Annotated in this window: 23 protein-coding genes; 11 read left to right on the top strand and 12 right to left on the bottom strand. The window is 71.0% G+C overall.

Features of this window, described 5'->3' with window-relative positions; genetic code table 11:
- Window positions 1–92: 92 nt before the first annotated feature.
- From HNR30_RS28555 to HNR30_RS28565, 3 genes are all read right to left on the bottom strand, one after another.
- Window positions 93–341 (bottom strand): hypothetical protein, encoded by a 249-nt coding sequence (locus HNR30_RS28555; RefSeq protein ID WP_181613162.1) that lies wholly within the window; start codon window positions 339–341, stop codon window positions 93–95.
- A 219-nt stretch (window positions 342–560) separates the two neighbouring features.
- Complete coding sequence (gene tsaA, locus HNR30_RS28560; protein ID WP_181613163.1) at window positions 561–962, bottom strand: tRNA (N6-threonylcarbamoyladenosine(37)-N6)-methyltransferase TrmO; 402 nt, start codon at window positions 960–962, stop codon at window positions 561–563.
- 2 nt (window positions 963–964) lie between these two features.
- Window positions 965–1,825 (bottom strand): SDR family NAD(P)-dependent oxidoreductase, encoded by an 861-nt coding sequence (locus HNR30_RS28565; RefSeq protein WP_181613164.1) that lies wholly within the window; start codon window positions 1,823–1,825, stop codon window positions 965–967.
- 63 nt (window positions 1,826–1,888) lie between these two features.
- On the opposite strand from HNR30_RS28565, the gene HNR30_RS28570 reads away from it, so the two are divergent.
- Window positions 1,889–2,656, top strand: a complete 768-nt coding sequence (locus tag HNR30_RS28570) for a TIGR02452 family protein (protein WP_181613165.1) — start codon at window positions 1,889–1,891, stop codon at window positions 2,654–2,656.
- 142 nt (window positions 2,657–2,798) lie between these two features.
- Here the strand turns inward: HNR30_RS28570 and HNR30_RS28575 are convergent, their stop codons facing one another.
- The 4 genes from HNR30_RS28575 to HNR30_RS28590 form a co-directional block, all read right to left on the bottom strand.
- Complete coding sequence (locus HNR30_RS28575) at window positions 2,799–3,806, bottom strand: NAD-dependent epimerase/dehydratase family protein (protein WP_181613166.1); 1,008 nt, start codon at window positions 3,804–3,806, stop codon at window positions 2,799–2,801.
- Window positions 3,803–5,980, bottom strand: coding sequence for a SulP family inorganic anion transporter (locus tag HNR30_RS28580; RefSeq protein ID WP_181613167.1), 2,178 nt, complete (start codon window positions 5,978–5,980; stop codon window positions 3,803–3,805). The genes HNR30_RS28575 and HNR30_RS28580 overlap by 4 nt, the downstream gene beginning before the upstream one ends.
- 109 nt (window positions 5,981–6,089) lie before the next feature.
- Window positions 6,090–7,418, bottom strand: a complete 1,329-nt coding sequence (locus HNR30_RS28585) for a hypothetical protein (RefSeq protein ID WP_181613168.1) — start codon at window positions 7,416–7,418, stop codon at window positions 6,090–6,092.
- A 195-nt stretch (window positions 7,419–7,613) separates the two neighbouring features.
- A complete protein-coding gene (locus tag HNR30_RS28590; RefSeq protein WP_181613169.1) occupies window positions 7,614–8,207 on the bottom strand; it encodes a YbhB/YbcL family Raf kinase inhibitor-like protein in 594 nt (197 codons plus the stop codon).
- 201 nt (window positions 8,208–8,408) lie between these two features.
- On the opposite strand from HNR30_RS28590, the gene HNR30_RS28595 reads away from it, so the two are divergent.
- On the top strand, window positions 8,409–8,918 hold the full coding sequence (locus HNR30_RS28595) for a PH domain-containing protein (RefSeq protein ID WP_312894696.1): 510 nt from the start codon (window positions 8,409–8,411) through the stop codon (window positions 8,916–8,918).
- On the top strand, window positions 8,915–10,333 hold the full coding sequence (locus tag HNR30_RS28600) for a PH domain-containing protein (RefSeq protein ID WP_220134135.1): 1,419 nt from the start codon (window positions 8,915–8,917) through the stop codon (window positions 10,331–10,333). Before HNR30_RS28595 ends, HNR30_RS28600 begins: the two co-directional genes overlap by 4 nt.
- A 50-nt stretch (window positions 10,334–10,383) precedes the next feature.
- On the opposite strand, the gene sepH is transcribed toward HNR30_RS28600, so the two are convergent.
- A complete protein-coding gene (gene sepH, locus HNR30_RS48270; RefSeq protein ID WP_246379554.1) occupies window positions 10,384–12,933 on the bottom strand; it encodes a septation protein SepH in 2,550 nt (849 codons plus the stop codon).
- Between the two features lie 391 nt (window positions 12,934–13,324).
- Here sepH and HNR30_RS28610 point away from each other — a divergent pair, with 391 nt between their 5' ends.
- The gene (locus HNR30_RS28610) at window positions 13,325–14,116 is read left to right on the top strand and encodes a hypothetical protein (protein WP_181613170.1); all 792 of its coding nucleotides are present in this window, start codon (window positions 13,325–13,327) and stop codon (window positions 14,114–14,116) included.
- Here the strand turns inward: HNR30_RS28610 and HNR30_RS28615 are convergent.
- Both HNR30_RS28615 and HNR30_RS28620 read right to left on the bottom strand, forming a co-directional pair.
- Window positions 14,092–15,369: a D-arabinono-1,4-lactone oxidase gene (locus tag HNR30_RS28615; RefSeq protein ID WP_181613171.1), complete on the bottom strand. Its 1,278-nt coding sequence runs from the start codon at window positions 15,367–15,369 to the stop codon at window positions 14,092–14,094. The two genes, HNR30_RS28610 and HNR30_RS28615, sit on opposite strands and share 25 nt — an antisense overlap.
- Before the next feature lie 46 nt (window positions 15,370–15,415).
- Complete coding sequence (locus HNR30_RS28620) at window positions 15,416–16,129, bottom strand: polysaccharide deacetylase family protein (RefSeq protein ID WP_181613172.1); 714 nt, start codon at window positions 16,127–16,129, stop codon at window positions 15,416–15,418.
- Between the two features lie 123 nt (window positions 16,130–16,252).
- Between HNR30_RS28620 and HNR30_RS49490 the strand changes: the two genes are divergently transcribed.
- Window positions 16,253–17,392, top strand: a complete 1,140-nt coding sequence (locus HNR30_RS49490) for a lytic transglycosylase domain-containing protein (protein ID WP_312894697.1) — start codon at window positions 16,253–16,255, stop codon at window positions 17,390–17,392.
- Here HNR30_RS49490 and HNR30_RS28630 read toward each other — a convergent pair.
- A complete protein-coding gene (locus tag HNR30_RS28630; RefSeq protein ID WP_312894699.1) occupies window positions 17,352–18,299 on the bottom strand; it encodes a ferrochelatase in 948 nt (315 codons plus the stop codon). The genes HNR30_RS49490 and HNR30_RS28630 overlap by 41 nt on opposite strands.
- Window positions 18,300–18,337: 38 nt before the next feature.
- Here HNR30_RS28630 and HNR30_RS28635 point away from each other — a divergent pair, with 38 nt between their 5' ends.
- Window positions 18,338–20,314 (top strand): S9 family peptidase, encoded by a 1,977-nt coding sequence (locus HNR30_RS28635; RefSeq protein ID WP_312894700.1) that lies wholly within the window; start codon window positions 18,338–18,340, stop codon window positions 20,312–20,314.
- Window positions 20,311–21,084: an inositol monophosphatase family protein gene (locus HNR30_RS28640; protein ID WP_181613174.1), complete on the top strand. Its 774-nt coding sequence runs from the start codon at window positions 20,311–20,313 to the stop codon at window positions 21,082–21,084. The genes HNR30_RS28635 and HNR30_RS28640 overlap by 4 nt, the downstream gene beginning before the upstream one ends.
- 66 nt (window positions 21,085–21,150) lie before the next feature.
- Here HNR30_RS28640 and HNR30_RS28645 read toward each other — a convergent pair whose 3' ends face one another.
- On the bottom strand, window positions 21,151–21,321 hold the full coding sequence (locus HNR30_RS28645) for a hypothetical protein (RefSeq protein WP_181613175.1): 171 nt from the start codon (window positions 21,319–21,321) through the stop codon (window positions 21,151–21,153).
- 171 nt (window positions 21,322–21,492) lie between these two features.
- On the opposite strand from HNR30_RS28645, the gene HNR30_RS28650 reads away from it, so the two are divergent.
- From HNR30_RS28650 to HNR30_RS28665, 4 genes are all read left to right on the top strand, one after another.
- Entirely contained in the window at window positions 21,493–22,146 is a 654-nt protein-coding gene (locus HNR30_RS28650) for a response regulator transcription factor (protein ID WP_181613176.1), read from the top strand.
- Window positions 22,147–22,184: 38 nt separating this feature from the next.
- Complete coding sequence (locus HNR30_RS28655; protein ID WP_181613177.1) at window positions 22,185–23,465, top strand: sensor histidine kinase; 1,281 nt, start codon at window positions 22,185–22,187, stop codon at window positions 23,463–23,465.
- Window positions 23,466–23,751: 286 nt separating this feature from the next.
- Entirely contained in the window at window positions 23,752–24,051 is a 300-nt protein-coding gene (locus tag HNR30_RS28660; RefSeq protein ID WP_020542847.1) for a DUF4193 domain-containing protein, read from the top strand.
- Window positions 24,052–24,111: 60 nt separating this feature from the next.
- Window positions 24,112–24,906: a hypothetical protein gene (locus HNR30_RS28665; protein ID WP_312894701.1), complete on the top strand. Its 795-nt coding sequence runs from the start codon at window positions 24,112–24,114 to the stop codon at window positions 24,904–24,906.
- The last annotated feature ends 17 nt before the right edge of the window (window positions 24,907–24,923 follow it).

Raw genomic sequence — 24,923 nt, forward strand, 5'->3', positions numbered from 1 at the left:
GCGATCATGCTCGGGGCAGGCAGCGCAGTCACCGCGAAGGACTCAGTCGATCCGTACATCGGACAGCGTGCACGTGATCTTGGTGTCAGCGCTCACCTGGGTGGCGAGGACGGCGGTGAAGCGGCCCCGCTGACCCGGATCGAGGTCCTCGGCCTCGCCCCGGCCGCGTCGATCCGCCTTCCCTCCCCGTCCGTGATGTCGAGGCCGACCCGGACCGTGGCCTTGTGCGCGCTGATGTTGACCACCGTTCCCTCCACGACGGGCAGGTCCAGGGCGTTGACACCGCAGTTGGTGATCTTCACCGGCCTGAACACCTGGATGGCGAAGAGCGCGATGGCCAACGCCGAAAGCGCGAGGCCGAAAGACCCGACAGGGCGATGTAGTGGTCGACCGTGAACGAAACGATGGTCAGGAGCCCGAGCACCGGCAGCAGCCCGAAGGTCACGCCCGCAGCGCTGAGGACGAGGCCGCTCAGGGTCAGTCCGGCCTCCCTCGACGATGACGGTACGGGGAGGGGTACGGCTGAGACACGGTCTCCAGCCAAGCCCGCCACACGCGCCTCAGCGGGTGGCGTCGAGGACCGGCTTGATGTCCACGATCGGGGTGCCGTCGACCGCCTCCAGGTCGGCTACCCGCACCCTGAGCCCTTCGACCGCGAGCACTCTCACCCGGTGCAGCCCGATGGGGTTGGGCCGGTCGGAGGAGCGGGTGCTGAAGACGCCCGTCAGCGGGGTCGACGGGTCGTCGCGCGGGTGGACGGTGAGGGTGGAGCGGTCGGCGAGGTGTAGCCAGGTGAGGACGAACACCTCGGCGCCCGTCGTGAGGTCGCGGAGGCCGGGCGCCATGGCGGGGGTGAAGGACAGCCAGGCTTCCGGGCTGCCTTCAGGGCCCTGTTTGGGGGCGGTCGCGGGGTCGGTGAGAGGTGATTCGACGGTGCCGATCGGCTCGATGAGGTACGGCACGGCTACTCCTGGGGCGCGGCTTCACGCCACGCGTGGAGGGTGTGTTCGGGGCGGTGGGCGAGGGTGCCGGAGTCGAGGACGAGGGTCTGGCCGGTGATGCAGCGCGACTCGGCCGAGGCGAGGAACGCCACCAGGTTGGCCACGTCCTCCATCTCGCACGCCCACGGCAGGAGGCGCTCGGCGGCCTTGTCGGCCAGCCGGTCCGGGCCGAGGGCGCGGTGGGCGGTGGGGGTCATGACGAGGGCGGGGGCGATGGCGTTGCACCGGATGCCGCGCTTGCCGTACATGGTGGCGACGTAGCGCACGAAGCCGGTGAGTGCGGCCTTGGAGGTGCCGTAGGCGGCGTGGTCGGTGTCGCCGGTGAGGCCCGACACCGAGGCGGTGACGATGATGGAGCCGCCCTCGGTCATGGCGGGGACGGTGTGTTTGACCATGAGCATGGCGCCGCGCAGGTTGACGGCCATGGTGCGGTCCCAGACGTCGACGTCCATGTCGGTGAGGGAGTGGTCGCGGCCGTAGACGTCGCGGCCGAGCGCGGCGGCGTTGGAGTGGAGGATGTCGACGCGGTCGCCGTACGCGCTGGTGAGGGCGGCGAGGGCGGCTTCGACCTGGGGTTCCTGGGAGACGTCGCAGGGGAGGGGGAGGGCTTGGCCGCCCTGGGCGGTGATGGCGGATGCGGTGGCGTGGGCGGCTTCGGGTGAGATGTCGAGGATGCCGACGCGGGCGCCCTCCGCGGCCAGGCGGGTGGCGCAGGCGGCGCCGATGCCCGATCCGGCGCCGGTGACGAGGGCAACCCGGCCCCCCAAAGCGTGGCCCCCCAAAGCGTGGCCCTGCGAGGCGTGGCCCTCCGAGCGGTGTCGCATGGGTCCGATCATGGCCCGTGAAATCCGATTGCGCCATGCGCTCACGAGCCCGAGCCTGGGGGTATGCGTGAGCACTGGAGAGCCGTCGCCGCCGACACGATGGAGATCCTCTCGCGCGGGTGGTACGACAGCCCGTCGGGAGCCAGGGTGGCCGTGGCGGGCGCGTTGCGCGAGGTGGTCGTGCACCGTCCGGGCGACCGGTTGCGGCCGTCGGAGAAGGGCGGCGAGACGACGATCGAGGTCGTGGAGCGGTCGACGCTGGAGGCCGCCAGGAGGATGCGGGCGCCGGTCGTGCTGAACTTCGCGTCGGCCAGGAGTCCGGGCGGCGGGTTCCTGAAGGGTGCGCAGGCCCAGGAGGAGAGCCTGGCCAGGGCGTCGTCGCTCTATCTGTCGCTGCGGGAGGCCAGGGCGTTCTACGACGCGCATCCGCGCGGGACGAGCCTGCTGTACACCGATGTCGTCGCCTACTCGCCCGACGTGCGCGTGTTCAAGGACGACGAGGGCCGGCCGCTGGCCGAGCCGTACCGGATGGCCGTGATCACCTCGGCGGCGCCCAATACGCGCAAGCTCACGGGGCGGGAGCTGGCACGGGTGCCGCAGACGCTGGCCGGGCGGGGGCGCAGGGTGCTGGAGGTGGCGGCCGCGTACGGGCACGAGGAGCTGGTGCTGGGCGCGTGGGGGTGCGGGGTGTTCGGCAACGATCCGAGGGTGGTCGCGGCCTGCTTCGGGGAGCTTCTGGCGGGGGAGTTCGGCGGCGTGTTCCGCCGCGTCGTCTTCGCGGTCCTGGGGCGGGGAACGTTCGAGGTCTTCGAGGACACGCTCGCGACCTGAAGGCAGCGGAGGGCGGGGGTGGGCTCGCCCCGCCCTCCTGGGCCCTGGGAGTCGGGGCCGATGTGTCCGCGCCACGGGGAGGGCGGCGGACACAGGGCCGACGTTATGCCGGGAGCGGCAGGATGTCTGTGCAGAAATGCGCTTACGAGCGCTTGTGCCACTCCTCCAGGATGGCCTGCTCCTTGTCCGGGGCGATGCCGTGCTGGCGGCTGCTGCCGTACACGCGCGACTCCTCCGGGATCTCCCGCAGCCACTCCCACGTGTCGCGCACCGTCTCCAGCACCGGGCGCGAGCGCAGCCCGGCGGCGAAGGCGCGCTCGGTGGAGGCCGACCAGAAGTTGTCCATGTCGGGGCCGGGAGGAGCCCACAGGGGCAGCTCCACGAAGGGCCCGACCTCCCGGTCGAGCAGGAACTGGTCGTCGACCCAGACGAACGAGGCGTCGGAGCCGGTGACGTCCTTGCACATCTCCAGCCACGAGCCGTAGGTCGCGTTGCCCGCTGGGCCGGTGACGATGAAGCGGTCGGCGACCCCGGCCTCCGACTGGTCGAGCGTGAAGGCGGCGATGTCGCGGGCGTCGATGAGCTGCATCGGCACCGTGGGCGATCCGGGTGCGAGCACCTGGCCGCCGTGCGAGATGCGGGTGAGCCACCAGGGCAGGCGGGCCACGTTCTCGTACGGCCCGAGGATCAGGCCCGGCTGGATGAACAGGGCGTTGCCGGTGAACCCGACGGAGACCGCCCGCTCGCACCCCGCCTTCAGCACGCCGTAGTCGCCGTCGTCCGGCCCGGCGTCGGGCTCGCACGCCCACAGGCCGGACTCATCGGTGCCCGGCTTGCTGGGGAAGCCGTCGAGCGCGGAGATGGTGGAGATGAAGGCGTAGGTGGTGGCATGTCCCGACAGCGCCTGGGCGGAGGCCAGCACGACACGCGGCACGTAGCCGCAGGTGTCGACGACGATGTCCCAGTGGCGCCCGTCGACGAGCCGCTCCAGGTCGGCGGCGTCCTCGCGGTCGCCGTGGATCTCCTCGACGCCGGGCAGGCTCCCGGACACGCCGCGGTTGAAGGTGGTGACCGTGTGACCGCGGAGCAGCGCCTCTTCGACGATGTGACGGCCGAGGAAGCGGGAACCGCCAAGGACCAGAATTCTCATAGCACCATATTTCCGGTACGGCGGGCAGACCCGGAAACATCTTCACCAACAGCGGAAAGTACCTCGACCCTGGCCGCCCCGATGTCGAAGTAGAGCCCCACCAGCTCCAGCTGCCCTGAACGCACCAGCTCGTCCACCCGCCGGTAGGTCCGCAGGTTCTCCAGCTGCTGCAGCACGTTGAGCCGGCACAGCCGGTCGAGCGGCCCAGCGCCGGGACCGTCGTGGTCGTCGATGTAGCGCGCGAGGCTGTGGTTGCCGTGACGCAGCCAGCGCCGCAACCCCGGCATGCTGCCCGCCTTGACCCCGCCGCTGAGCAGCCCGGCCATCGCCCCGCACCCGGAGTGCCCGCACACGGTGATGGTCCGCACGTGCAGCACCTGGGTGGCGTACTCGATGGCCGCCGCCACCGAGTCGTCGGTCGGCCCGAGACCGCAGCGCGGCACCAGGTTGCCGATGTTGCGCAGGGTGAACAGGTCGCCGGGGCCGGAGGCGGTGATCAGCGAGGGCACGACCCGGGAGTCGGCGCAGGTGATGAACAGGTGCGAGGGCATCTGCTTGTGCGCGAGCTCGGTGAAGATGGCCCGCACCAGCGGCGCCGTACGTTCGTGGAACTCCTTGGCGCCCGACTCCAGCGCCGCCGGACCGCCCTGGCGCGGCACCAGCCGCCGGTGGGTCCACGGCAGCCACCAGCGGTCGGGCGCCTTCGGCGGTGTCTTGGCGGGGAACATGCGTGAGCCGCTGGCCGCGATGGTGTACCACTCGTCGTGCAGCTCGTCGATCTGCACGCTCCCGCCGCCGCGCTCGTGCTCCAGCCTCCAGGTGTGGATGGTCTCGAACGCGGCGTTGTCCATGAAGTCGATGTTCAGGTCGAGGTCCACGTCGGCTCCCGCGGGCACGGAACGCAGCGCGGCCGCGAGCCGGGGCACGCCGAGGAACATGAGCGAGCCGTTGACGGCGACGTGCCAGCGCCCGTCGTCGTGCTGGCGGGCCTGCACGCTCACCCAGGTGAGCCTGCGCAGGGTCAGGAGGGCCGCCAGCGCCAGGCCCATCAGCACGCCCTCGCCCAGGCCCAGCAGCACCACGCTGATCAGGGTGACGACGTAGATGGGAACCTCGCCGTGCCCGTGCACCTTGCGCACGTGGCCCAGGTTGATCATCTGGATGCCGATGAAGACCAGGAGCGCCGCCAGCGACTCCATGGGGATCAGCCGGACGGTCCAGCCCAGGCCCAGGCAGAACACCAGCACCCAGCAGCCGTGCAGGATGGTCGACCAGCGGCTGCGCGCGCCCGCGGTCTTGTTCGCGGTGCTGCGTACGATCCCCCCGGCGACCGGCAGCGCGCACAGCGCTCCTGCCACGACGTTGGCGATGCCCTGCCCGGTCAGCTCCTTGTCGAGGTCGACCCGGTGGCCGTCGATGGCGACCGAGCACAGCAGCGACTCCACCCCGGCCAGCAGAGCGACCAGGAGCACGGCCCCGACGATGCCGTGCCAGTCGCCGGAGGGCAGCACCGGCAGCTGGATCTGGGTGAACAGGCCGGACAGGTCGACGCGGGTGACGTCCCAGCCGAGCAGTCCCGCCGCGAGGGCCGAGATGACCAGCGCGGCCAGCGGCGCCGGGATCACGCGCATCTTGCGCGGCAACCGTGACCAGACCAGCAGCACGGCGATCGTCAGCAGTCCGACCGCGGCGGCGTGACCGTGGAGGTCGGCGATCTGCGCGGGCAGCTCCAGCAGGTTCTCCACGGCGGAGCGCTGCGGGCTGCCGCCCAGCACCATGTGCAGCTGTGACAGCGCGATCACCACGCCGACGCCCGCCAGCATGCCGTGCACGACGGCCGGCGAGACCGCCAGCGCCGCCCTGGCGACGCGGAAGAGGCCGAGCAGCAGCTGGACCACTCCGGCCAGCAGCGTGATCATGCAGGTGGCGCGCCAGCCGTAGGTGTGCACGAGTTCGGCGAACACGACCGACAGGCCCGCCGCGGGCCCGCTGATCTGTACGGCGGAGCCGCCCAGGAATCCTGCCACGATGCCGCCCACGGCGGCGGAGATGAGCCCGGCTGCCAGCGGCGCGCCCGAGGCGACCGCGATGCCGAGCGACAGCGGGACGGCTATCAGGAAGACCACCAGTGACGCGGGCAGGTCGTATCGCAGGATGCCGTTACGCACAGTCATGGCGCAGACACTAATGGGCGCCGAGAGGCGCCCATAAGTGCTGATCAGCGGATTTTACGTGATCATGAAGGGTCCGCCGCACCTCCCTCGCGCGAGGACCCCGTTCAGATCAGCGGTAGTAGTCGTTGTAGTCCTGGTCGCCGCCACGACGTCCGGCGCCGGCCTCCTGCTGCTGCTGCGAGCCGTACATCTCGCCGTAGGTCGGCCAGGTGTTGGCGGGCGGCTCGGGCCACGCGGCCGGGCTCGCCGGGGCGCCGGGGGTGGTGTAGCCGGCCCGCTCGTAGGCCGGGGGCGACAGCACGTCGTCGTAGGCCGAGACCGCCCGGCTGGGCGCGGTCGGCGTGCCGACGGCGGGGGAGGGTCCGGTCAGGGCGTCGCCGTCGGGCGCCGCGTAGCCGGGTCCCACCTCGTAGGAGTAGGTGCCGTTGGTGTAGCCGCCCTCGAACGCCGGCCACGAGCCTCCGGCGGGCGCCGGGTCGTCGAGCACGTCGTGCGAGGCCGCGGGCCACGAACCCGAGGCCGTGCCGGGCAGCGGCTGCTGCCAGGTGGTCTCCAGGGCGTCGTTGCCGTAGGCGGGGAACGGGTCGCTGGTCGGCGCGCTGCGGGCGGCGCCGCCGTTGACGGCCGGGAACGAACCGGAGGCGTTCACCGCGGGGAAGGAGCCCGACTGGCTCACCGCGGGGAAGGAGCCCGACGCGCTCGCGGCGGGGAACGACCCCGACGTCGTGGCGGCCGGGAACGAACCGGTGGAGGCGGCGCTGACCGGCTGGAACGAGCCCGTCGAGGGTCCGCTGCCGGCCGCGGCGGGGTGGGCACCGGTGTGCGTGGAGGGCACCGATTTGCTGCCCGGGCCCAGGATGCTCATCACGTCGGGCGTGGGTGCCGCGAAGGTGACGGTGCGCTGGTCGGCCACGTCGTTCTTCGGCTGGTCCACCAGGCTGCCGAGCGAGGCGGCAGCGGCGGCGGGGCGGGCGACGGGCCGCTCCACCGGGCGCTGCGGCAGAGGGGCCTGCACCGTGGTGGCATTGGCGTCGTCGGAAACGGTCTCACGCGGCCGCGTGCTGGCCTGGCGCGGTTTCACGGTGCCGCTGGCACCGAAACCGCCCTCGGCCGCATCGCTGCGGATGCTGGCCCAGAACTCCTCGTCCTCGTCGTCGGAGGACGGGTTGCCCCACTCGTCGACGCCACGCTTGCCACGCTGGCCGGTGCGGACCGGCTTGGGCTTGTCCTCGTCGATCGGGCTGAAATCGGGGCTGAAATTGCTCATCCGCGGCTCGTGCGCGGCGAACTCGTCCGTCGAGCGGATCTGAGTGCGCTCCTCGCGGTCAATGAGCTCCTTCATACGCTCGGGCGGGAGAGAGCTCTCCCGCTTGTTCATCGACCTCATGCCCAGCGCCACGACTACGAGCACGAGGAGCACGACTGCGACCAAGATCACGACGACCGCTACCATTGCACCACCTCAGCCATGGCCTCCCTGTGACGCCAGTGGGATCGCGCGGCCATCGACGCGATCCTCCCCCTTTTGATCACTAACGTCTAACAATTGGATCTGATTGTGCCGACTACTAGGAGGGTTGTCACACCCTAAGTGAAGAATTGGTAACCACTACTACCTGCAGTGTTCGCCCTCTCACTCGATGTTGACGGCGGTCAGGCGTCCACGGGCGATTGTCAGATCCGCGATGCCCTGAAGGATCTCGGCGAGGGGGGTGCTCTCCGAGAGTTCGAGCTGGTCACTGAGCGCGTAGACGCTGAATCGGAAGTTTCCCTTGCCGTCGGACTCGGGACAGGGCGGGTTGTAGCCTCGCTTGCCGTTGGCCAGCCGTGCCTGCTTCGAACCTGGAGGCACGTCGTTCGGCTTGGCACCCTCGGCGGGGATGCCCGGAGCCAGCACGGTGGTCCGGGCGTCGATGTTGTAGATGATCCAGTGCACTGCCTGGCTCGTCGACGAATAGTCGTCGACGACCACCGCGAAGGTCTTCACCTTCGGCAGCGGCTGGCTCGACCAGTTCAGCGGGGGACTGCCCAGGCTGCCCTGGCAGGTGTATTCGAGGGGAAGTGCGCCACCTTGGCGGAACTCCGAGCTTTTGACGTTGATCGGGGCGATCTCCTCGGCGGCGGAGGCGCCGCCCCTGAGAAAGCCGCACCCGGCTGCGGCGAACACCAGGGTCGCCGCCGCCACCTTGGCGACGACGCTGCGAGTGGAGGAGTGACGCAGCCCCATGCCGGATGATGCTACGCGCCTCCGGGCGATGCGCAGACCGTTTCGGGTTGCTCCGTGACTCGGATACGGGCCGAAAACATCAGGAGGCCCGGAAGGCTTGGCGCCCCCAATACCTGTTCAAGCTGCTGAGATACCTGATCAGGGTACGACGGGGCCTCGGTAAAGGGAGCGACCCAATCGCGGTCGATTTAGGGTGATTGCGTGAGAATCCGTGAGCCTGCGCAGCGCGTCTCCCCGAAGGCCCGCCTGCTGTGGCTGCTTCACTCACTGGCCGCCTTCGTGGTCCTGGCCGCCGGGTCGTACATCGTCGCACGCTGGATCGGGACCAGCCGGTGGAGCTGGGTGCCGGACTGGATGCACGAATCCTGGTGGATCGTCCCCGCCGTGGTGATCGCCCTGTGCCTGCCCGCGCTCGCGGCCGAGCCCTTCGTGCGCTACGCCGTACACCGCTGGGAACTGGCGGGAGACGTGGTCTACGCCCGCTCGGGCTTCCTCACCCGCGAATGGGTCTTCGTGCCCGTCAGCCGCATCCAGACCGTCGACAAGTCACAGGGCTGGTTCGAGCGCCTGCTCGACCTGGCCACCCTCGAGATCCGCACCGCCTCACACGCGGGCTCCTCACGGATCAACGGCCTCGCGTACGGCACCGCCGCCGACCTGGCCGAGCTCCTGGCCCGGCGGGCCGAGCAACTCAGGGACGACGCGACATGACCTCGAGTACGGCGGCGCGGCTCAGCCCCAAGGTGCTGCTGATCGACCCGGTCAGGATGCTGCCCTCGCTCCTGCTTCCCCTGCTCGGCGTCCTGTTCGCGGGCGGATTCTCACCCGTCTCCTACGCGTGGGCCGCCGCCGGGCTCGGCGGCGGCGTGGTCTTCGCCGTCGCGCGCTGGCTCACCTTCACCTACGCCGTCGAGGGCGACCGGCTGGAACTGCGCCGCTCCCTCATCAGCCGCTCCGTCAAGACCATCCCCCTGGAACGCATCCGAGGCGTCGACATCGCCTCACCGCCCCTGCTGCGCGTCTTCGGCCTGGCCGTGCTGAAGATCGACACCGGCGCCACCGGCCAGGAGGGCGAACTCAACGGCGTCACCCTCGCCGAGGCCGAGCGGCTCAAGGCCGTCCTGCTGCGCCAGCAGGACGCCGCCCCCGCCCAGGCGCAGGACGTGCTGTTCAAACTGCCCAGGCGCTGGCTGCTGTACGGCCCGCTGTCCGGCGCCTACCTGCTCACCCCCTTCGCCCTCGCCGGAGGCGCCATCGGCCTGGCCTTCCAGGTCGGCGAGGAACTGGGCCTGGGCCGCCAAGCCCTGCGCGCGGGCCGCGAACTGGTCAACCACCCCGACCTGCTGATCCTGGCCGTCCTCGTCCTGGTCGTGCTCATGCCGATCGCGGGCGGCATCATGTACGCCCTGTTCACCTGGGACTTCACCCTCCGCCGCCGCGAAGGCCACCTCGTCGCCGAACGCGGCCTGCTCACCCGGCGCAGCGTCTCACTCGAGAGTGCCCGCGTACGCGGCTACGAGAGCGTCGACGCGCTCGCCGAACGCTGGGCGGGCGTGGTGCGCGTCTGGGCCATCGTCACCGGGCTGGGGGACTCTCAGACGCGCGGGCAACTGCTGCCCGACGTACCGCGCGCCGTCGCCGCCGACCTCACCGCACGAGCCGTCGGGCCGTACACCGGACCGCTCATCGCCCACCCGCCCGTCGCCCGGCAGCGGCGGCTCTTCCGCGCCGTCGCCCCCTGGCTCGCCGCCGCCCTCGCCTGGGCCGTGCTCGCCCCGCCCGCGTGGCCGGGCCTCGTGCTCGCCTCGCTCGTCCTGGCCGGCCTCGGGGTACCGCTCGGGCTCGACCGCTACCGGTCGCTCGGGCACGGATACGACGGGACGCGGCTGTCGGCGCGGTCCGGGTCGCTGCGGCGCTCCCAGGCGGTCGTCGAACAGCGGGCCGTGGTGGGGTGGCGGCTGCGGCAGACGGTGTTCCAGCGGCGCTCCGGGGTGCTCACGGTGATCGCCGGGGTGGGGGCGGGGCGCGGCGGGTACCACGCGGTGGACGTGTCGCGCGAGCAGGCGGTCGCGTTCACGCGATCGGTGACACCCGAGTGGGTGGCGCCCTTCCTCGTGAACGACTGAGGGCGGGCCCCCCTGATCAGGGCCCGCCCTCAGTCGTCGTGTCAGTCGTGTCAGTCCTGGCGGCGGGCGCCGAACATGATCTCGTCCCAGCTCGGCACCGACGCCCGGCGGCCCCGGGCGTTCTTCTTCGGCTGCCTGGCCGCGGGCGCCGGAGGCGGCGAGGCGACCGGCGCGTGCTTGTCGCCGTCGCCCTCCCTGGCCGCGGGTACGGCAGGCGGCTCCTGAGCGGGCTTGGCGGGCTTCGCGGCGGCCGGCGGGTCCGCGGGCTGCTCGGACGCCTCCGGTTCTGTGGACTGGGATGCGGCGGCTGCCACGACGGTCTCCTCGGCCTGTGCGGGTTCGGTGTTCTCCGTTGCCGCGGGGGACTCGGCGACCGGCGCATCGGCCGGTTCGGGCGTGGGCTTGGTGGTGGACTCGGGGACGCCGCTCCGCGCAGACGCCTCGGGCTCGGCCACGGGGGCCTGCGCCTTGGGCTCCTGGGCCGCGGGGGCCTTGGGCTCGGCCACGGGGGTCTGGGCCGCGGGGGCCTCGACCACCGGGGGCGCCTCGACGGCGACCTCAGCGGCGGGGACAGGCTCGGCGGGCTCGGCGACCGAAGGCTTGACGGCCTCAGGGGCGCGCTCGACCGCGGCCTCGACCTTGGGCGCCTCGGCTGCGGGTGCCTCGGTCCTGGCCGCCTCGGTCTTGGCCACCTCGACCTTCGGCGCCTCAGCCGCGGGCTCCTGGGCCGCAGGCGCCTCGACCATCGGGGGCGCCTCGACTGCGGGGGCCTCGACCGTGGATGCCTTGGCGACGGGCTCGGCGGCGACGGGCTCGGCGGCGACGGGCTCGGCGGCGACCGGTGCAGGCTCGGGGGTGACGGCCTGGACGGGCGGCGTCGCGGCGGGCGCGACCGCCTGTGCGACGGGCACCACGGGGGCCTCGACGGGCGGCGCAGGCTCCGGCTCCGCGGGCTTGGCGACCGCGGCGCGCGCGGCGGGCGGCTCGACGGGAGCGGGCGCCGGGTCGGCAGGCTTCGCCACGACGGTGGGTTCCACCTGTGCGGCGGGCTCAACCTGTGCGGCAGGCTGCACCTGCGCGGCGGGCTGCGCCTGGACGGCGGGCTCCACCCGCTCGACGGGCTCGGCCACCGGGGCCGTGACCGGCTCGGCGGGCCTGGTGGCGGCCTCAACCTCGGGGGCCGTGACCTCCGCCGGCTCGACCGGCGGCACCGCTACCGCCTCAGCGGGCGTGACCGCAACTGTCTCGGCGGGCGTCACCTCGATCGGCTCGGCGGCCCTGACCTCGACCGGCTCGGCGGCCCTGACCTCGACCGGCTCGGCGGCCCTGACCTCGACCGGCTCGGCCGGCCTAGCTGCGGGCGGCTCGGCCGTCCTGGCCTCCGCCTGGTCGGGGGCCGGGGCCGGCTGGGGTGCCGGGGTGCGGAGCGGGATCTGGTCGACCAGCGCCTCCAGGGGCGTCGTCAGCTCGTACACCTCCGGCTCACTCGCCACCGGCGCCTGCGCGGCCGGCTCGCTCTCCTTCGCGGCCGGCCGTTCGGTGCGGGCGGGGCCGAAGTCGGGCAGCCAGGGAGCAGGCTCGCGCCGAGGCTCGGCGGGGCGGGCAGGCTCGATGAGGCGGGTGGGCTCGACAGGCTGGCCGCCGGTGTCGGCGGGCCTGGCTGGGCCGGGTTCCGCTGGACGCGTGTAGCCCGTCTCGGCGGGGTGACCGTAGCCGCTGTCGCCGGCGGCGCGGGAGAACCCGCTGTCGGCGGGCCGCCCGTAGCCGATCTCGCCGGGCCGTTCGCCCGTGGGCCGGGTGTACCCGGTCTCCGCGGGGCGGTCGGCCGGGGGCCACGTGTAGCCGGGCTCGGGCGCTCCCGCGATCGGCCGGGGGTAGCCCACGGCAGGCTCCTCCGGCGGCTCTCGCCGTACGACGGACGGGAAGGGCACCGGGTCGCTGTTGAGCGACGGCACCGGCTGCAGCTTGCCGATCCGGGGGGAGAACGGGGTGACGGTGGTGTCCTCGACGGGCGGATTGGGGTCGAAGTCGGCCTGCGACAGGCGCATCGACTCCTCGTCGTGCGGGGTGACGTGGCGTTTGCGGGGGTCGAACAGCCACTCGGCGTGGCGGGTGTGACCGTTCCAGACGTAGCCGAGCTTGACCCGCCACAGGCCGTCGTCGCGCTTGGCGGAGTCCCAGTCGATCTCTTCGGCGGGCACGCCGCGGCGGGTGAGCCGCTCGGCGACGAGTTCGCCGAGGGTGGGGCCTGGGGCGGACTCGCCTGGCAGTCGTACGGCGACGCGTTGCGCCTGCTGGGCGACGTACTCCCTTTCCTGGAGCACTGGACCCTCGAACCAGCGGACCCGCTCGACCGGGATGCCGGCGGTCGCGGCGATCTCCTCGGCGGTCTCTCCGGCTCGTATGCGGGCCTGGATCTCCTTGGGGCGCAACGGACTCTCCACTTCGATCTCGTACTGGCCGAGACGGGAGAAGTTTCCGCGGACGGCAGCACGGAGCCGGTCGTCGACGGGCAGCGTGAAACGGGTACCCCGCCCGGCCGTCGCCAGGACCAGGTAGGTGCCGTCCTCGCTCACCGCGACGAGTCGGAGCTCCTGCATGCGAGTCCTTTCGTCAGCGTCTTGCTCAATCTTCCCCCGGACCCTTGAGTCTCTCGCGGTTGCCGGTTGCCTGCCAGCACCGTACCCGGCATGTCCGAACATCGCCTTCCTGGGATAGCTCCCAGGGGATGTGACGCCGGTCACATTTATCCATTCCATCCGGATTCAGGCCTCGGCGCCGTGCAGCAGGACGTCAGGGGTCCTCGTCGGATTCTGACGAATCCAATCCCCGGTCGCGGGGGACTTCGGGCAAGTGGTGACGGGGTTGTGTGTCAGTGGGCGGGGCACGAGCCGAGAATCTGCCTGTCACGCACGTCACAGGAACAACAGGACACGCGGTCGCGTCTATTCACGAGGAAGGTCTTTACCTGAGGAAGGGATTGGTTCGGGGATGGGCGGCGAGCAGCCGAGGTTCGAGCTGAGCGTGCCGCAGATCGCAGGGGGCGCGCTGGCGGCCGTGACCGCCGCGGTGGCCGCTTCGTACCTGGGTGTGGCGGGGACGTTCATCGGGGCGGCGGTGGCCAGTGTCGCCAGCACGATCGGCGGTGCCGTCTACACCCACTACCTGAAACGCACGGGCGAGAAGGTCAAGGAACACACCGTGGTCGCCTGGCGGCGGCGCGAGGACGAGCCGCCGGTGCGCGAGGAAGGCCAGGGCGAGCTGGCCACCGCGGTACACGCCACGGTGCGCGAGCCGGAGGCGGCCGACGCGGGCGACACGCTGGTGATGGCGCCGGTGACCACGCGCAGGCCGCTACCGTGGCTGAAGCTCGGCCTCGCCGCCGCGCTGATCTTCGCGATCAGCGTCGCGGGCATCCTGGCCATCCAGGCCGCCGCGGGCCGTACCGTCCCGGAGATCGTGAAGAACCAGAACCCGCAGCCGGCCCAGGAGCACAAGGCTCCCGTGCACGAGGAGCGCGAGAAGCCCTCGGAGAGTCCTTCGACGCACGTGGAGCCGTCGCGCTCGCCCACTCCTGCCGAGACGCCCGGCGAGAGCGCCTCGGACGAGCCCGCTCCCACGCCGAGCCGTACGGTCCAGCCCACGCCGTCCGCGAGCTCAACGGGCCAGATCCCGGGCACGGAGCCGACGCCCGACCCGGTGGAGGAGTCGGGGGAGACGGCCGAGACCCCCGCGCCCGACCAGCAGGAGCAGCAGGATCAGCCGAGCACGGAGTCGAGGTAGGGATTGGTGAACAGCCGCCGCGGGTCGAGGCGGTCGCGCAGCGCGACGAAGTCGCCGAACCGGGGGTAGGCCTTGGCCAGGTAGGAGGCGTCGCGGGTGTGCAGCTTGCCCCAGTGCGGCCGCCCGCCGAGCCTGGTCATGATCTCCTCGACGCCCTCGAAGTAGGCGGGGTTCGGGGTCGGCCGGTAGATGTGGCAGGCGATGTAGGCCGACGGCCTGCCGTACGCGGTCGAGAGCCACGCGTCGCTGGGCGGCGTCACCCGCACCTCCACCGGGAAGGTGATCTTCCAACCCGTCCGGTCGATCAGGTCGCGGGTCTCGCGCAGCGCCTGGGCCAGGTGCTCGCGGGGGACGGCGTACTCCATCTCCAGGAAGCGCACGTCACGCAGCGAGTTGAAGATCTTGTACGAGGTGTTGACCGAGGAGGAGTCGCCCAGGGCCTTGGCGCTGACGGCGTTGATGCCGGGGATGAGCCCGGGGAACCTGGCGCCCAGCGCGCAGGCGGCGCCGAACAGCTTGTTCTCCAGGAAGACGTTGTCGAGCCAGTACTTGAACGCGCTGGGCGGCCTGGCCGGTCCAGCGTGCCTGTTGTTGGTCTTGACCAGGCACGCGTCGGTGTGCGGCAGCCAGAAGAAGTCGAGGTGCTCGTTGGCGGCGGTGAGGGAGTCGAGCGAGCCGAGGATGTCGGTCAGCGACATCACCCGCCGCACGTTCTCCAGCAGGAAGGCCGGCTCGACGCGGAAGGTGATCGAGGTCAGCACGCCGAGCGCGCCCAGGCCGACGCGGGCGGCGTCGAACAGCTCGTCGCCGGGCTTGACGGTGGTCACCGTGCCGTCGGCCAGCACCAGCTCCAGTTCCAGGACCTGGTCGGCCAGGCCGCCGGTGTCGCGTCCCGTGCCGTGGGTGCCGGTCTGGATGGCGCCCGCGAGGGTCTGCGCGGTGATGTCGCCCATGTTGGCCAGGGCCAGGCCGCGACGGTCGAGTTCGTCGTTGAGCCGCCACAGCGGGGTGCCCGCCGCGACGGTGACGCGGTCGTCGTCGGCCGACAGGATGCCGCTGAGCCCGCCGGGCCGCAGCAGGATGCCGTCGGTGAGGGCCACTCCGGTGAAGGAGTGGCCCGTTCCGACCATGCGGACGCGACGGCCCTCACGGGCCGCGTCCTGGACGGCGCTCACGACGTCGTCGATGGAGGACGGCGTGCGTACTTCGGCGGGGGTGCCCGTCTGGTTACCGGCCCAGTTGACGAAAACCATGGTGAGCACCCCTTCGGAGCATTGGTCCACTAAATGTGAACGATACTCATCTCTCCCAGCCGTCGGGAAGCGGGAAGGTGTCTCCTGGCTGGATGTCGTACTGCTTGATGACCTCGGAGACCGTCACCAGCGTGTAGCCGCGCCGCTTGAGCAACGTGATGATCTTGGGCATCACGTCGACGGTCTGCTTCACCCAGTCGTGCATCAGGATGATGCCGTTGGCCTCGGCCACCTCGAGGACCTGGGCCTTGATGGCCTCCTCGTTCTTGCTGGACCAGTCCTTGGAGCCGGCGGTCCACAGGATCTGCGGCATGCCGAACTCGCCGGCGATCTCGGAGCTGGTGATGCTGGTCATGCCGTACGGCGGGCGCAGCAGCTTGGGCTCGACGCCGGTCGCCGCCTTGATGACGTCCTGGGTCTTCTGGATCTCGGACCGAATGGCCCACGATTCGAGTTCCGTGAAGTTGGGGTGCTTGTAGCTGTGGTTGCCGAGCTCGTGGCCCTCGTCGGCCATGCGCTTGGCGAAGGCGGGGCGCGACTTCACGTACTGGCCCTCCAGGAAGAAGGTCGCCTTGACCTTCTCCTTCTTCAGGGTGTCCAGCAGCTGGCCGGCGTACTTGCTCGGCCCGTCGTCGAAGGTCAGCGCGATGCACTTGACCTGGGTGCAGTCGACCTCTTCCTTCGCCGTAGCGGAGGCAGGAGTGGCCAGTGAGACGGCAACAGCTGCGATCGCTAGAAGTGAAGTGATTTGTCGGGACATAAGAAAACTTTCCGGTGTGACGGATGTTGCGAGGGTTCACAAGAACCTAGCGGATCGTTCCGGAGGTCTTAAGGTTCGCCCGGAAAGTCCCAGGAAATCGAAACCTTGTATTAGGCTCGCCCGGTGTCCGCTCCGTCACCGCTGCGCCCGATCGTCCTGGTCTTGGCCGCGGCGATCGTGCTGACCGGCTTCGGAGCCGCCCTCGGCCTGCGGGAACTGGGCCTGCCCTGGCAGGAGCCCGAGCGTGCCCCCGCGGCGGCGCGAGCCGTACCCGACCGGCTGGACCGGCTGGTGCCCGACGCCCGGCCGGTCAAGGAGCCCGTCAAAGAGTTCGGCCGCGGCGGCCCCGGCATCACCCCGACCCCGGCACGCGTGCTGGCCATCGCGTCCGCGGCCGTTCCCTCCGGCACCCGCCACCGGCTCGCGGCGGTCAAGGGCGTGCAGAAGGTCATGGCGGCCGACGCCGGGATGATCACCATCTCGGGGGCCGCGCTCAACCTGCTCGCCGTGGACCCCGCGGCCTTCCGCTCGTGGACCCCGCAGGCCGTCGCCGACGAGCCCGCGGTGTGGAGCGCCCTGATGCGCGGCGAACTGGTCGCCGACAGCTCGGCCACCCGGCGTTACGGGCTCATCCCCGGCGCGCAGTACCAGGTCGACGGTGGTCCGCGGTTGCGCGTGGCCGCGGGGGCTCCGCTCGGGCTCAAGGGCATCGACGGTGTCGTCAGCACGGAGGCCGGCCGGGCGATGGGCCTGGCCGCCGACGTGGTCGTGCTGCTGCACGGCAAGGAGGGCCGCATCGACGCCGCGGCCGTGCGCGAGGTCATGGGCGGCACCGCCCAGGTCGTCGCGCTGGGCGCGGCGCAGCCACGGGCCAAGCAGGTCACCGTCGGCAGGCCCGGCAGCTACCTCGACCTCTACCAGGCGGCCGCCTCCCACTGCCCCGGCCTGTCATGGACGGTCCTGGCAGCCATCGGCCAGGTGGAGAGCTCGCACGGCCGCAACAACGGCCCGTCGAGCGCGGGCGCGCTCGGCCCGATGCAGTTCATGCCGCGCACCTGGGCCCACTACGGCGTCGACGGCGACGGCGACGGCGAGAAGGACATCTGGAGCCCCTACGACGCCGTTCCCGGCGCGGCCAACTACCTGTGCAAGTCGGGCGCGCCGGGCAACCTGCGCAAGGCGATCTACGCCTACAACCACTCCTGGTCGTACGTGGACAAGGTCATGAACCTTGCGGCCGCGTACGCCCAGGACTACGCGTGAGCGGCAGGCAGCAGCCGGGGGCGCAGGCCACCGGCACCGGCTCCTCCAGCAGCTCGCGGACCATCGCCACGAACCTCGGGTGCGTGCCGACCGTGGCCGCCCGCTCCATGGGCAGGCCCAGCTCGTCGGCGAGCTGCCTGGCCTCGGTGTCGAGGTCGTAGACGACCTCCATGTGGTCGGAGACGAACCCGATCGGCGCCAGCACGACCGGCTCGTCGAGGGTGCGCAGGTGGTCGAGCACGTCGGGCTCCAGCCACGGCACCTCGGGCGGCCCGCTGCGCGACTGCCAGACCAGGTCCCACTCCCCGGTGCGGCCCAATGCCTGGCTGACCAGGGAGGCGGAGCGGCGCAGCTGCTCCTCGTAGCGGCTGACGGCGGCCATCGAGGAGGGGATGCTGTGGGCGGTGAACACCAGGCGCGCCGGCCGGCCGATCTTCTCCAGCGCCACCCCCACCCGGTCGGCCATGGCCTCCACGAAGCCGGGGTGGTCGCCGAAGTGGCGCATCTTGATCAGCTCGGGCCCGCCCTCGATCGAGATGCGGGCGATGTCCTCGTAGTACTGGCGGCAGGAGGAGTAGCCGGCGAAGGCCGAGGTGGCGAAGACCGCCGCCCTGGCCACCCCGTCGTCCTTCATGCGCCGGACGGTCTCCTCGCCGAAGGGATGCCAGTTGCGGTTGCCCCAGTAGACCGGCACGTCGAGCTCGTCGCGCAGCGCCGACACCAGGGCCCGGTTCTGCTCGTTGATCGGGCTGACCCCGCCGAACGACTGGTAGTGCTCGGCCACCTCCAGGAGGCGTTCGCGCGGCACGTTGCGCCCGCGCACGACGTTCTCCAGGAACGGCATCACGTCGTCCGGCCCCTCCGGCCCCCCGAACGACAGAACCAGCAGCGCGTCATAGTTACCCACGGCGACAACCCTATGTGCTGGCCGGTAAGTTCGATCGGGTGAGCGCATTCAAGGACATTCGTGAATATGTGGCCATCCCACGCCTGGCATCGCTGCGGCTCTCGCCCGACGGCTCGCGGCTGATCGCCGTCGTCCAGTCCCTCAACCCCGACACCAAGTCGTACGGCACCGCCCTGTGGGAGATCCCCGCCGACGGCGACCGTCCGCACCGCCTCACCCGCTCCGCCAAGGGCGAGGCGAGCGCCGCCTTCACCGACGCCGGCGACGTGCTGTTCACCTCCCGCCGGCCCGACCCCACCGTCAAGGACTCCAGCGACGAGCTGCCCGCGCTCTGGCAGCTGCCCGGCCACGGCGGTGAGGCCCGCCAGATCGCCGACCGCCCCGGCGGCATCGGCGCCTTCCGTACGGCGGGCGAGACCGTCGTCTTCTCCTCTGACGTCCTCGGCGACGAGGAGTCCACCGAGGAGGAGCGACGCAAGGCGCGCAAGGACGCCGGCATCAGCGCGATCCTGCACGAGGGCTACCCGGTCCGCTACTGGGACCACGACCTGGGCCCGGCACGCACCCGCCTGTTCGCGGGCAGGCTCGGCGAGGACCGCCTCGACGACGTGCGCGAGCTGACCCCGGACGCCGGCAACGCGCTGCACGAGTCGTCCTTCGACCTGTCGCCCGACGGCTCCACCGTGGTCACCACCTGGCGCGAGTTCCTGCCGCGCGGCGAGAACCGCAGCGACCTCGTCGTCATCGACGTGGCCACCGGCGAACGCCGCGTCCTGGTCGCGGAGGTGGGCTGGGACTACTTCGCCCCCGTGATCTCGCCCGACGGCACCAAGGTCGCCGCCATCCGCGAACGCGACACCTCCATCGAGATCTCCGCCCGCATGGAGCTGTGGATCGGCGACCTGGCCACCGGCGAGGGCCGCAGCCACGCCTCCGACCTGTTCCCGCACGACCTCGAGTGGGCCCCAGACTCCTCGGCCGTCTACATCGCCGCCGACCTCCAGGGCCGCCGCCCGATCTTCCGGGTGCCGGTCGGCTCCGACACGGCCGAGCGGATCACCGAGGACGGCGCGTTCCTGCACCTCAACGCCTCCGCCGACGGCTCGGCCCTGTACGCGCTGCGCAGCGGCTACGACATGCCGGCCACCCCGGTCCGCGTCGACCCGGCCACCGGCCAGGTCACCGAGCTCGGCTCGCCCGCGCCCAAGCTGGAGCTGCCCGGTACGCTCACCGAGATCAGCGCCACCGCCGACGACGGCCAGGAGATCCGCGGCTGGCTCGTGCTGCCCGAGGGCGCCTCCGCCGACAACCCCGCGCCGTTCCTGCTGTGGATCCACGGCGGGCCGCTCGGCTCCTGGAACGACTGGTCCTGGCGCTGGAACCCGTGGATCATGGCCTCCCAGGGCTACGCCGTCCTGCTGCCCGACCCGTGCATGTCCACCGGGTACGGCCAGCACCACATCGACCGCGGCTGGGCCGACTGGGGACCCCGCACCCTGGCCGACCTCGACGCCATCGTCGACGTCGCCCTGGCCCGCGACGACATCGACAACGAGCGCATCGCCGCGATGGGCGGCTCCTTCGGCGGCTACATGGCCAACTGGGTGGCCGGGCACACCGACCGCTACAAGGCCATCGTCACCCACGCCTCGCTGTGGAACCTCGACCAGTTCGCGGGCACCACCGACGCCTCCATGTACTGGCAGCGCGAGTTCGGCACGCCCGGCTCCGAGCTGTACGAGAAGCTGTCGCCGCACCACGCGCTCGACAAGATCGTCACCCCGATGCTCGTCATCCACGGCGACAAGGACTACCGGGTGCCGATCGGGGAAGGCCTGCGGTTGTGGTGGGACCTCCAGCGCACCGGCGTGGAGTCCAAGTTCCTGTACTTCCCCGACGAGAACCACTGGATCCTCAAGCCCGGCAACGTCGTGGCCTGGTACGAGACCGTCGGGGCCTTCCTCGCCCACCACGTGCTCGGCCAGGAGTGGAAGCGACCCGAGAGCGTGGCATGAACTACCTCGAACAGGCGGAGGAGATAGCGCGCGAAGCGGGCGAGATGCTGCTCGCCAAGCGTGCCGGCCGCCCCGTCGTCGCCGACACCAAGTCCAGCCCCACCGACGTGGTGACCGAACTGGACCGGGCCTCCGAGGAGCTGATCCGCTCCCGCATCCCCGCCGGGCACGCCGTGCTCGGCGAGGAGGAGGGCGCCACCGGCTCCGGCTCGGTGCGCTGGATCGTCGACCCCATCGACGGGACGGTCAACTTCCTGTACGGCCTGCCGGACTGGGCGGTCTCCATCGCCGTGGAGGTCGACGGGCAGATCGTGGCGGGAGTGGTCAACAACGTGCCGCGCGGCGAGGTGTTCACCGCCTCGCTGGGCGGGGGAGCATGGCTCGGCGGCGAGCGGCTGCGCTGCACCACCGGGGTGCCGCTGGAGCAGGCCCTGGTCGCGACCGGCTTCGGCTACTCCGCCGCGCGCCGTGCCGTACAGGCCGAGGTCGTCGCCCACGTGCTGCCGCGCGTGCGCGACATCCGGCGCGGCGGCTCGTGCGCCGTGGACCTGTGCTCCGTCGCCGCCGGCCGGGTCGACGCCTACTACGAGCGCGGCACCAACGCGTGGGACCACGCCGCGGGCGGGCTCATCGCCCGCGAGGCCGGCGCGCTCGTGGGCGGCATGCACGGCAGGCCCGTCGGGCCCGAGATGGCGATCTGCGCCGCTCCCGGCCTGTTCGAGGCCCTGCACGACCTGATCGCGCCGCTGGACCCCGAACGGGACGCCTGACGCCCTCCGAACGACGAGAACGCCCGCCGGACGCGTCCCGCGGGCGTTCTGGTCGTCTATGGGTGGTCAGCAGCTGCGCGGCAACGGGATGCCGTGATCGTCGGCCAGGCGGCGAAGGTCTTCGATCTCGGCGGTGAGTGTCTCGGCGAGGTAGTCGTCACCGGCTGACCTCGCTTCGGTGAGACCTCTGTAGGCCTGGTCGAGACGGTGTTCGATCGTACTCGTGAACTCGCCCATCTCACCTTCTCTCGGGGGGGTTCGTGGCATGTTCGGTTGGGTGTACCCCCGCCGGGCGACAGCTGAAACCTCGAAGTGAGTGTGCCGTGCGTCACCGCGCCGCCGTACATGCCTTACCGTGCGCTTATCGGCGTTGCGTCCACAATGATGTGTCAACTTGAGGAGTGAACCGTGCGGGTGCTGGTGGTCGAGGACGAGCGAGTGCTCGCCGACGCGATCGCGACCGGGCTGCGGCGTGAGGCGATGGCGGTCGACGTCGCCTACGACGGCGGCTCGGCTCTGGAGAAGACCTCCTACATCGACTACGACGTCATCGTGCTCGACCGCGACCTGCCGGTCGTGCACGGAGACGAGGTGGCGCGCAGGCTGGTCGAGCAGCGCTCGGCCACGCGCATCCTGATGCTGACCGCCGCCGGCGACGTCGACGACAAGGTCGAGGGACTCGGCCTCGGCGCCGACGACTACCTGGCCAAGCCCTTCGTCTTCATCGAGCTCGTCGCCCGCGTGCGGGCACTCGGACGGCGCTCGGCCCCCGCCCTCCCGCCGGTGCTGGAACGCGGCGGCATCCGCCTCGACCCGGGCAAGCGGCTCGTCGAGCGCGACGGCAAGGAGATCGTCCTCACCAAGAAGGAGTTCGCGGTGCTGGAGGAGCTCATGCGCGCGGAAGGCGCGGTGGTCAGCCAGGAGGACCTGCTGGACAAGGCGTGGGACGAGAACATCGACCCGTTCACCAACGTCGTGCGCGTCACCATGATGACGCTGCGCAAGAAGCTGGGTGAGCCGCAGGTGATCGAGACGGTTCCGGGGGTTGGGTACAAGTTGTGACCGAACGGCCAGAACGTCGGGCGGAGCCGACGCATCCGATGATCAGCCCGCACACGGGGCGGGCGGAGGAACTCACGATCGGCGGGCGCCCCCAGCCCCCGCCCCCAAGCGGCCCCCCGGCCTGGGACGGGCCACCGCCGCTGTTCGCCGACCAGAAGGCACCCGCCAGCCGCATGCGCGAGCTGCGCGAGGTCGGCCTGAGCATCCGGTGGAAGCTCACGCTCACCTACGGCGCGGTCTTCTTCGCCGCCGGGGCGCTGCTGCTCGTGGTGATGTACTTCATCGTCCGCGCCGTGCTCTACGCCGGCTTCGACTATCGGCTCAAGCTGCCCGACTGGGCCGCCGCCCTCAAGGCGGACCTTGACGGCCAGGTGCTGCTGCTGCGCACCGCGGAGATCAACGAGGTCCTCGACACGCTCGTCAGGCAGTCGATCCTGGTGCTGCTCGGCGTCGGCATCCTCGCGCTCGTCATGGGCTACCTGGTGGCCGACCGAGCCCTCAAGCCGGTCGCCCAGATGACCGCCACCGCCCGCAAGCTCTCCGAAAGCAACCTCGCCCACCAGCGCATCGACCTCAAAGGCCCCCCCGACGAGCTCAAGGAGCTCGCCGACACCTTCGACGCCATGCTCACCCGCCTCAATCTGGCCTTCGACTCCCAGCGCCGGTTCGTCGCCAACGCCTCTCACGAGCTCCGTACGCCCCTCACGATCAACAGGACGGTCCTGGAGATCGCCCTGACCGATCCCGAGGCCTCAGAGGATCTCAAGGCGCTGGGCCGTACCCTCCTGGAGGTCAACGCCCGCAACGAGAAGCTCATCGAGGGCCTGCTCCTGCTCGCCCGTAGCGAACGCGAGCTGGCCGTACGCAAGCCCGTCGACATCCAGGACGTCGCGCACACCGCCGTCGAGCAGCTGGTGCCGTTCGCCGCCGAGCACGGTGTGACAGTCATCACGGACCTTCACAACGCCGGTACGCAGGGCGATCCGGTGCTTCTGGAGCGCTCGGTGAGCAACCTGCTGGAGAACGCGGTCAAGTACAACCTGCCCTCCGACGGAAAAGTCTGGATCCGAACGGGAATGTCGGACGGTGCCTTGGTTGTTCAGGTGGCCAACACGGGGCAACATGTCCCGGCGTACGAGGTCAACAGCCTTTTCGAGCCGTTCAGGAGGCTCCACGCCGACCGCGTGGACTCGGCCAAGGGAGCGGGTCTGGGGTTGTCGATCGTGCGAGCGGTCGTACAGGCACATGGTGGCAATGTGACCGCCGCGCCGCGTGACGGCGGCGGGCTCGTCGTCACCATTCGGCTCCCGGGTCGTTAGATCCGGCGTGTTGATCTGGCGCGGAAGTCTCAAGGACGCCGCACATGTGGTTGGATGTGCCGTCGAACACGGTGGTGCATGACGCCAAAGCTGTGGTTTTGGCCATATTTGGCTAACCAGCGCTTCCGGCAGAAGGCACTGGCGTGTAGGGAGGTTCGGCGACCGCTCCCAAAGGGTACCGATTGCCAAAATCTCCCCTACGGAACGGGCACAAGATGGGCCTCTCGGACGTTACACGACGCGCAAAAGGCGCACGCACAGATATGAGGGGGATGGAGTAAGCACAATGGCAACCGATTACGACAGCCCGCGCAAGACCGACGACGACCTGGGGGAGGACAGTCTCCAGGAGCTCCAGGCGCGGCGCACCGACAAGTCCTCCGGCAGCATCGACATCGATGAGACGGACCTCGCCGAGTCGCTCGAGCTGCCCGGCGCGGACCTGTCCAACGAGGAGCTCTCGCTCCGTGTCATCCCGCGGCAGGCCGACGAGTTCACCTGTTCTCGTTGCTTCCTGGTGCACCACCGCAGCCAGCTGGCCAGTGAGAAGAACGGCCAGCAGGTATGCCGGGAGTGCGCCGCCTGACGATGGAAGGGCGACGCTCGGGGTAGCAAGCGACCGTCGCATGAACGGAGGCTTCGCGTCGTGTCCACGGAGAAAGACAAGCAACCAGGTAAGGAGATCGCCGACCCCGGTGACGAGGTCGGCGAACTCGTAGGCAGGCTCACCGGCGAGGACGAGCTGGAGCCGGCCGAGCGGCGCAGACTGCTCGGCCGTCTGGCCCGGGCCGTCTCCGACGGCGCCAGGAAGGCCAAGCAGACAGGTGTCGGCCGCGGCCGCTGGCTTGCCGACCTCTTTCTCAACATCGCACCACGCATTCCCATCCGGGATCTTCAGACGCTCTCCGAGCACCACCACGGCCTCACCGGCGAAGCACTAGCCGACGATCTCGTCCGCACCGCACAGAAGGCGACGATGACGGTCGGCGCGGTCGGTGGCGCCCTGGCGGCAGCGGAGTTCGCCGCCCCGCCCCTCCTCCTGTCCGCCCCCGCCCAGCTGGTCGCCGAGACCATCGTCGTGGCGGCCATCGAGGTCAAGCTGCTGGCCGAACTGCACGAGGTGTACGGCGTGCGCATCGACGGCAGCGGCGCCCAGCGCGCCGTCGCCTTCTCCTCGGCGTGGGCCAAACAGCGCGGCATCGACCCGCTCGCCCCGGCGTCCGTCACCCTCGCCCTGGGTGCGGCCACCAAGGCGGCGCTGCGCAAACGCCTCATGCGCACCCTGGGACGCCACCTGACCACGCTCGGCCCGTTCCTCACGGGAGCCGTGGCAGGCGGGGCCCTCAACCGCGCGGCCACCAAGAAACTCGGCGAGACCATCCGCAACGACCTGCGGGGCAAGCTCCCGCCGGCGCCCCGGCGAGACCAGATCACCCCCTGACCGCACCGGCCCCGCTC

Source organism: Nonomuraea soli, assembly GCF_013761175.1.
GTDB classification, from domain to species: Bacteria; Actinomycetota; Actinomycetes; order Streptosporangiales; family Streptosporangiaceae; genus Nonomuraea; species Nonomuraea soli.

Coding starts and splice junctions, on each gene's coding strand:
- HNR30_RS28565 (WP_181613164.1), bottom strand. CDS start 1,825: ATGCGACACCGCTCGGAGGGCCACGCCTCGCAGGGCCACGCTTTGGGG.
- HNR30_RS28570 (WP_181613165.1), top strand. CDS start 1,889: ATGCGTGAGCACTGGAGAGCCGTCGCCGCCGACACGATGGAGATCCTC.
- HNR30_RS28575 (WP_181613166.1), bottom strand. CDS start 3,806: ATGAGAATTCTGGTCCTTGGCGGTTCCCGCTTCCTCGGCCGTCACATC.
- HNR30_RS28580 (WP_181613167.1), bottom strand. CDS start 5,980: ATGACTGTGCGTAACGGCATCCTGCGATACGACCTGCCCGCGTCACTG.
- HNR30_RS28590 (WP_181613169.1), bottom strand. CDS start 8,207: ATGGGGCTGCGTCACTCCTCCACTCGCAGCGTCGTCGCCAAGGTGGCG.
- HNR30_RS28600 (WP_220134135.1), top strand. CDS start 8,915: ATGACCTCGAGTACGGCGGCGCGGCTCAGCCCCAAGGTGCTGCTGATC.
- sepH (WP_246379554.1), bottom strand. CDS start 12,933: ATGCAGGAGCTCCGACTCGTCGCGGTGAGCGAGGACGGCACCTACCTG.
- HNR30_RS28610 (WP_181613170.1), top strand. CDS start 13,325: ATGGGCGGCGAGCAGCCGAGGTTCGAGCTGAGCGTGCCGCAGATCGCA.
- HNR30_RS28615 (WP_181613171.1), bottom strand. CDS start 15,369: ATGGTTTTCGTCAACTGGGCCGGTAACCAGACGGGCACCCCCGCCGAA.
- HNR30_RS28620 (WP_181613172.1), bottom strand. CDS start 16,129: ATGTCCCGACAAATCACTTCACTTCTAGCGATCGCAGCTGTTGCCGTC.
- HNR30_RS28640 (WP_181613174.1), top strand. CDS start 20,311: ATGAACTACCTCGAACAGGCGGAGGAGATAGCGCGCGAAGCGGGCGAG.
- HNR30_RS28645 (WP_181613175.1), bottom strand. CDS start 21,321: ATGGGCGAGTTCACGAGTACGATCGAACACCGTCTCGACCAGGCCTAC.
- HNR30_RS28655 (WP_181613177.1), top strand. CDS start 22,185: ATGATCAGCCCGCACACGGGGCGGGCGGAGGAACTCACGATCGGCGGG.
- HNR30_RS28660 (WP_020542847.1), top strand. CDS start 23,752: ATGGCAACCGATTACGACAGCCCGCGCAAGACCGACGACGACCTGGGG.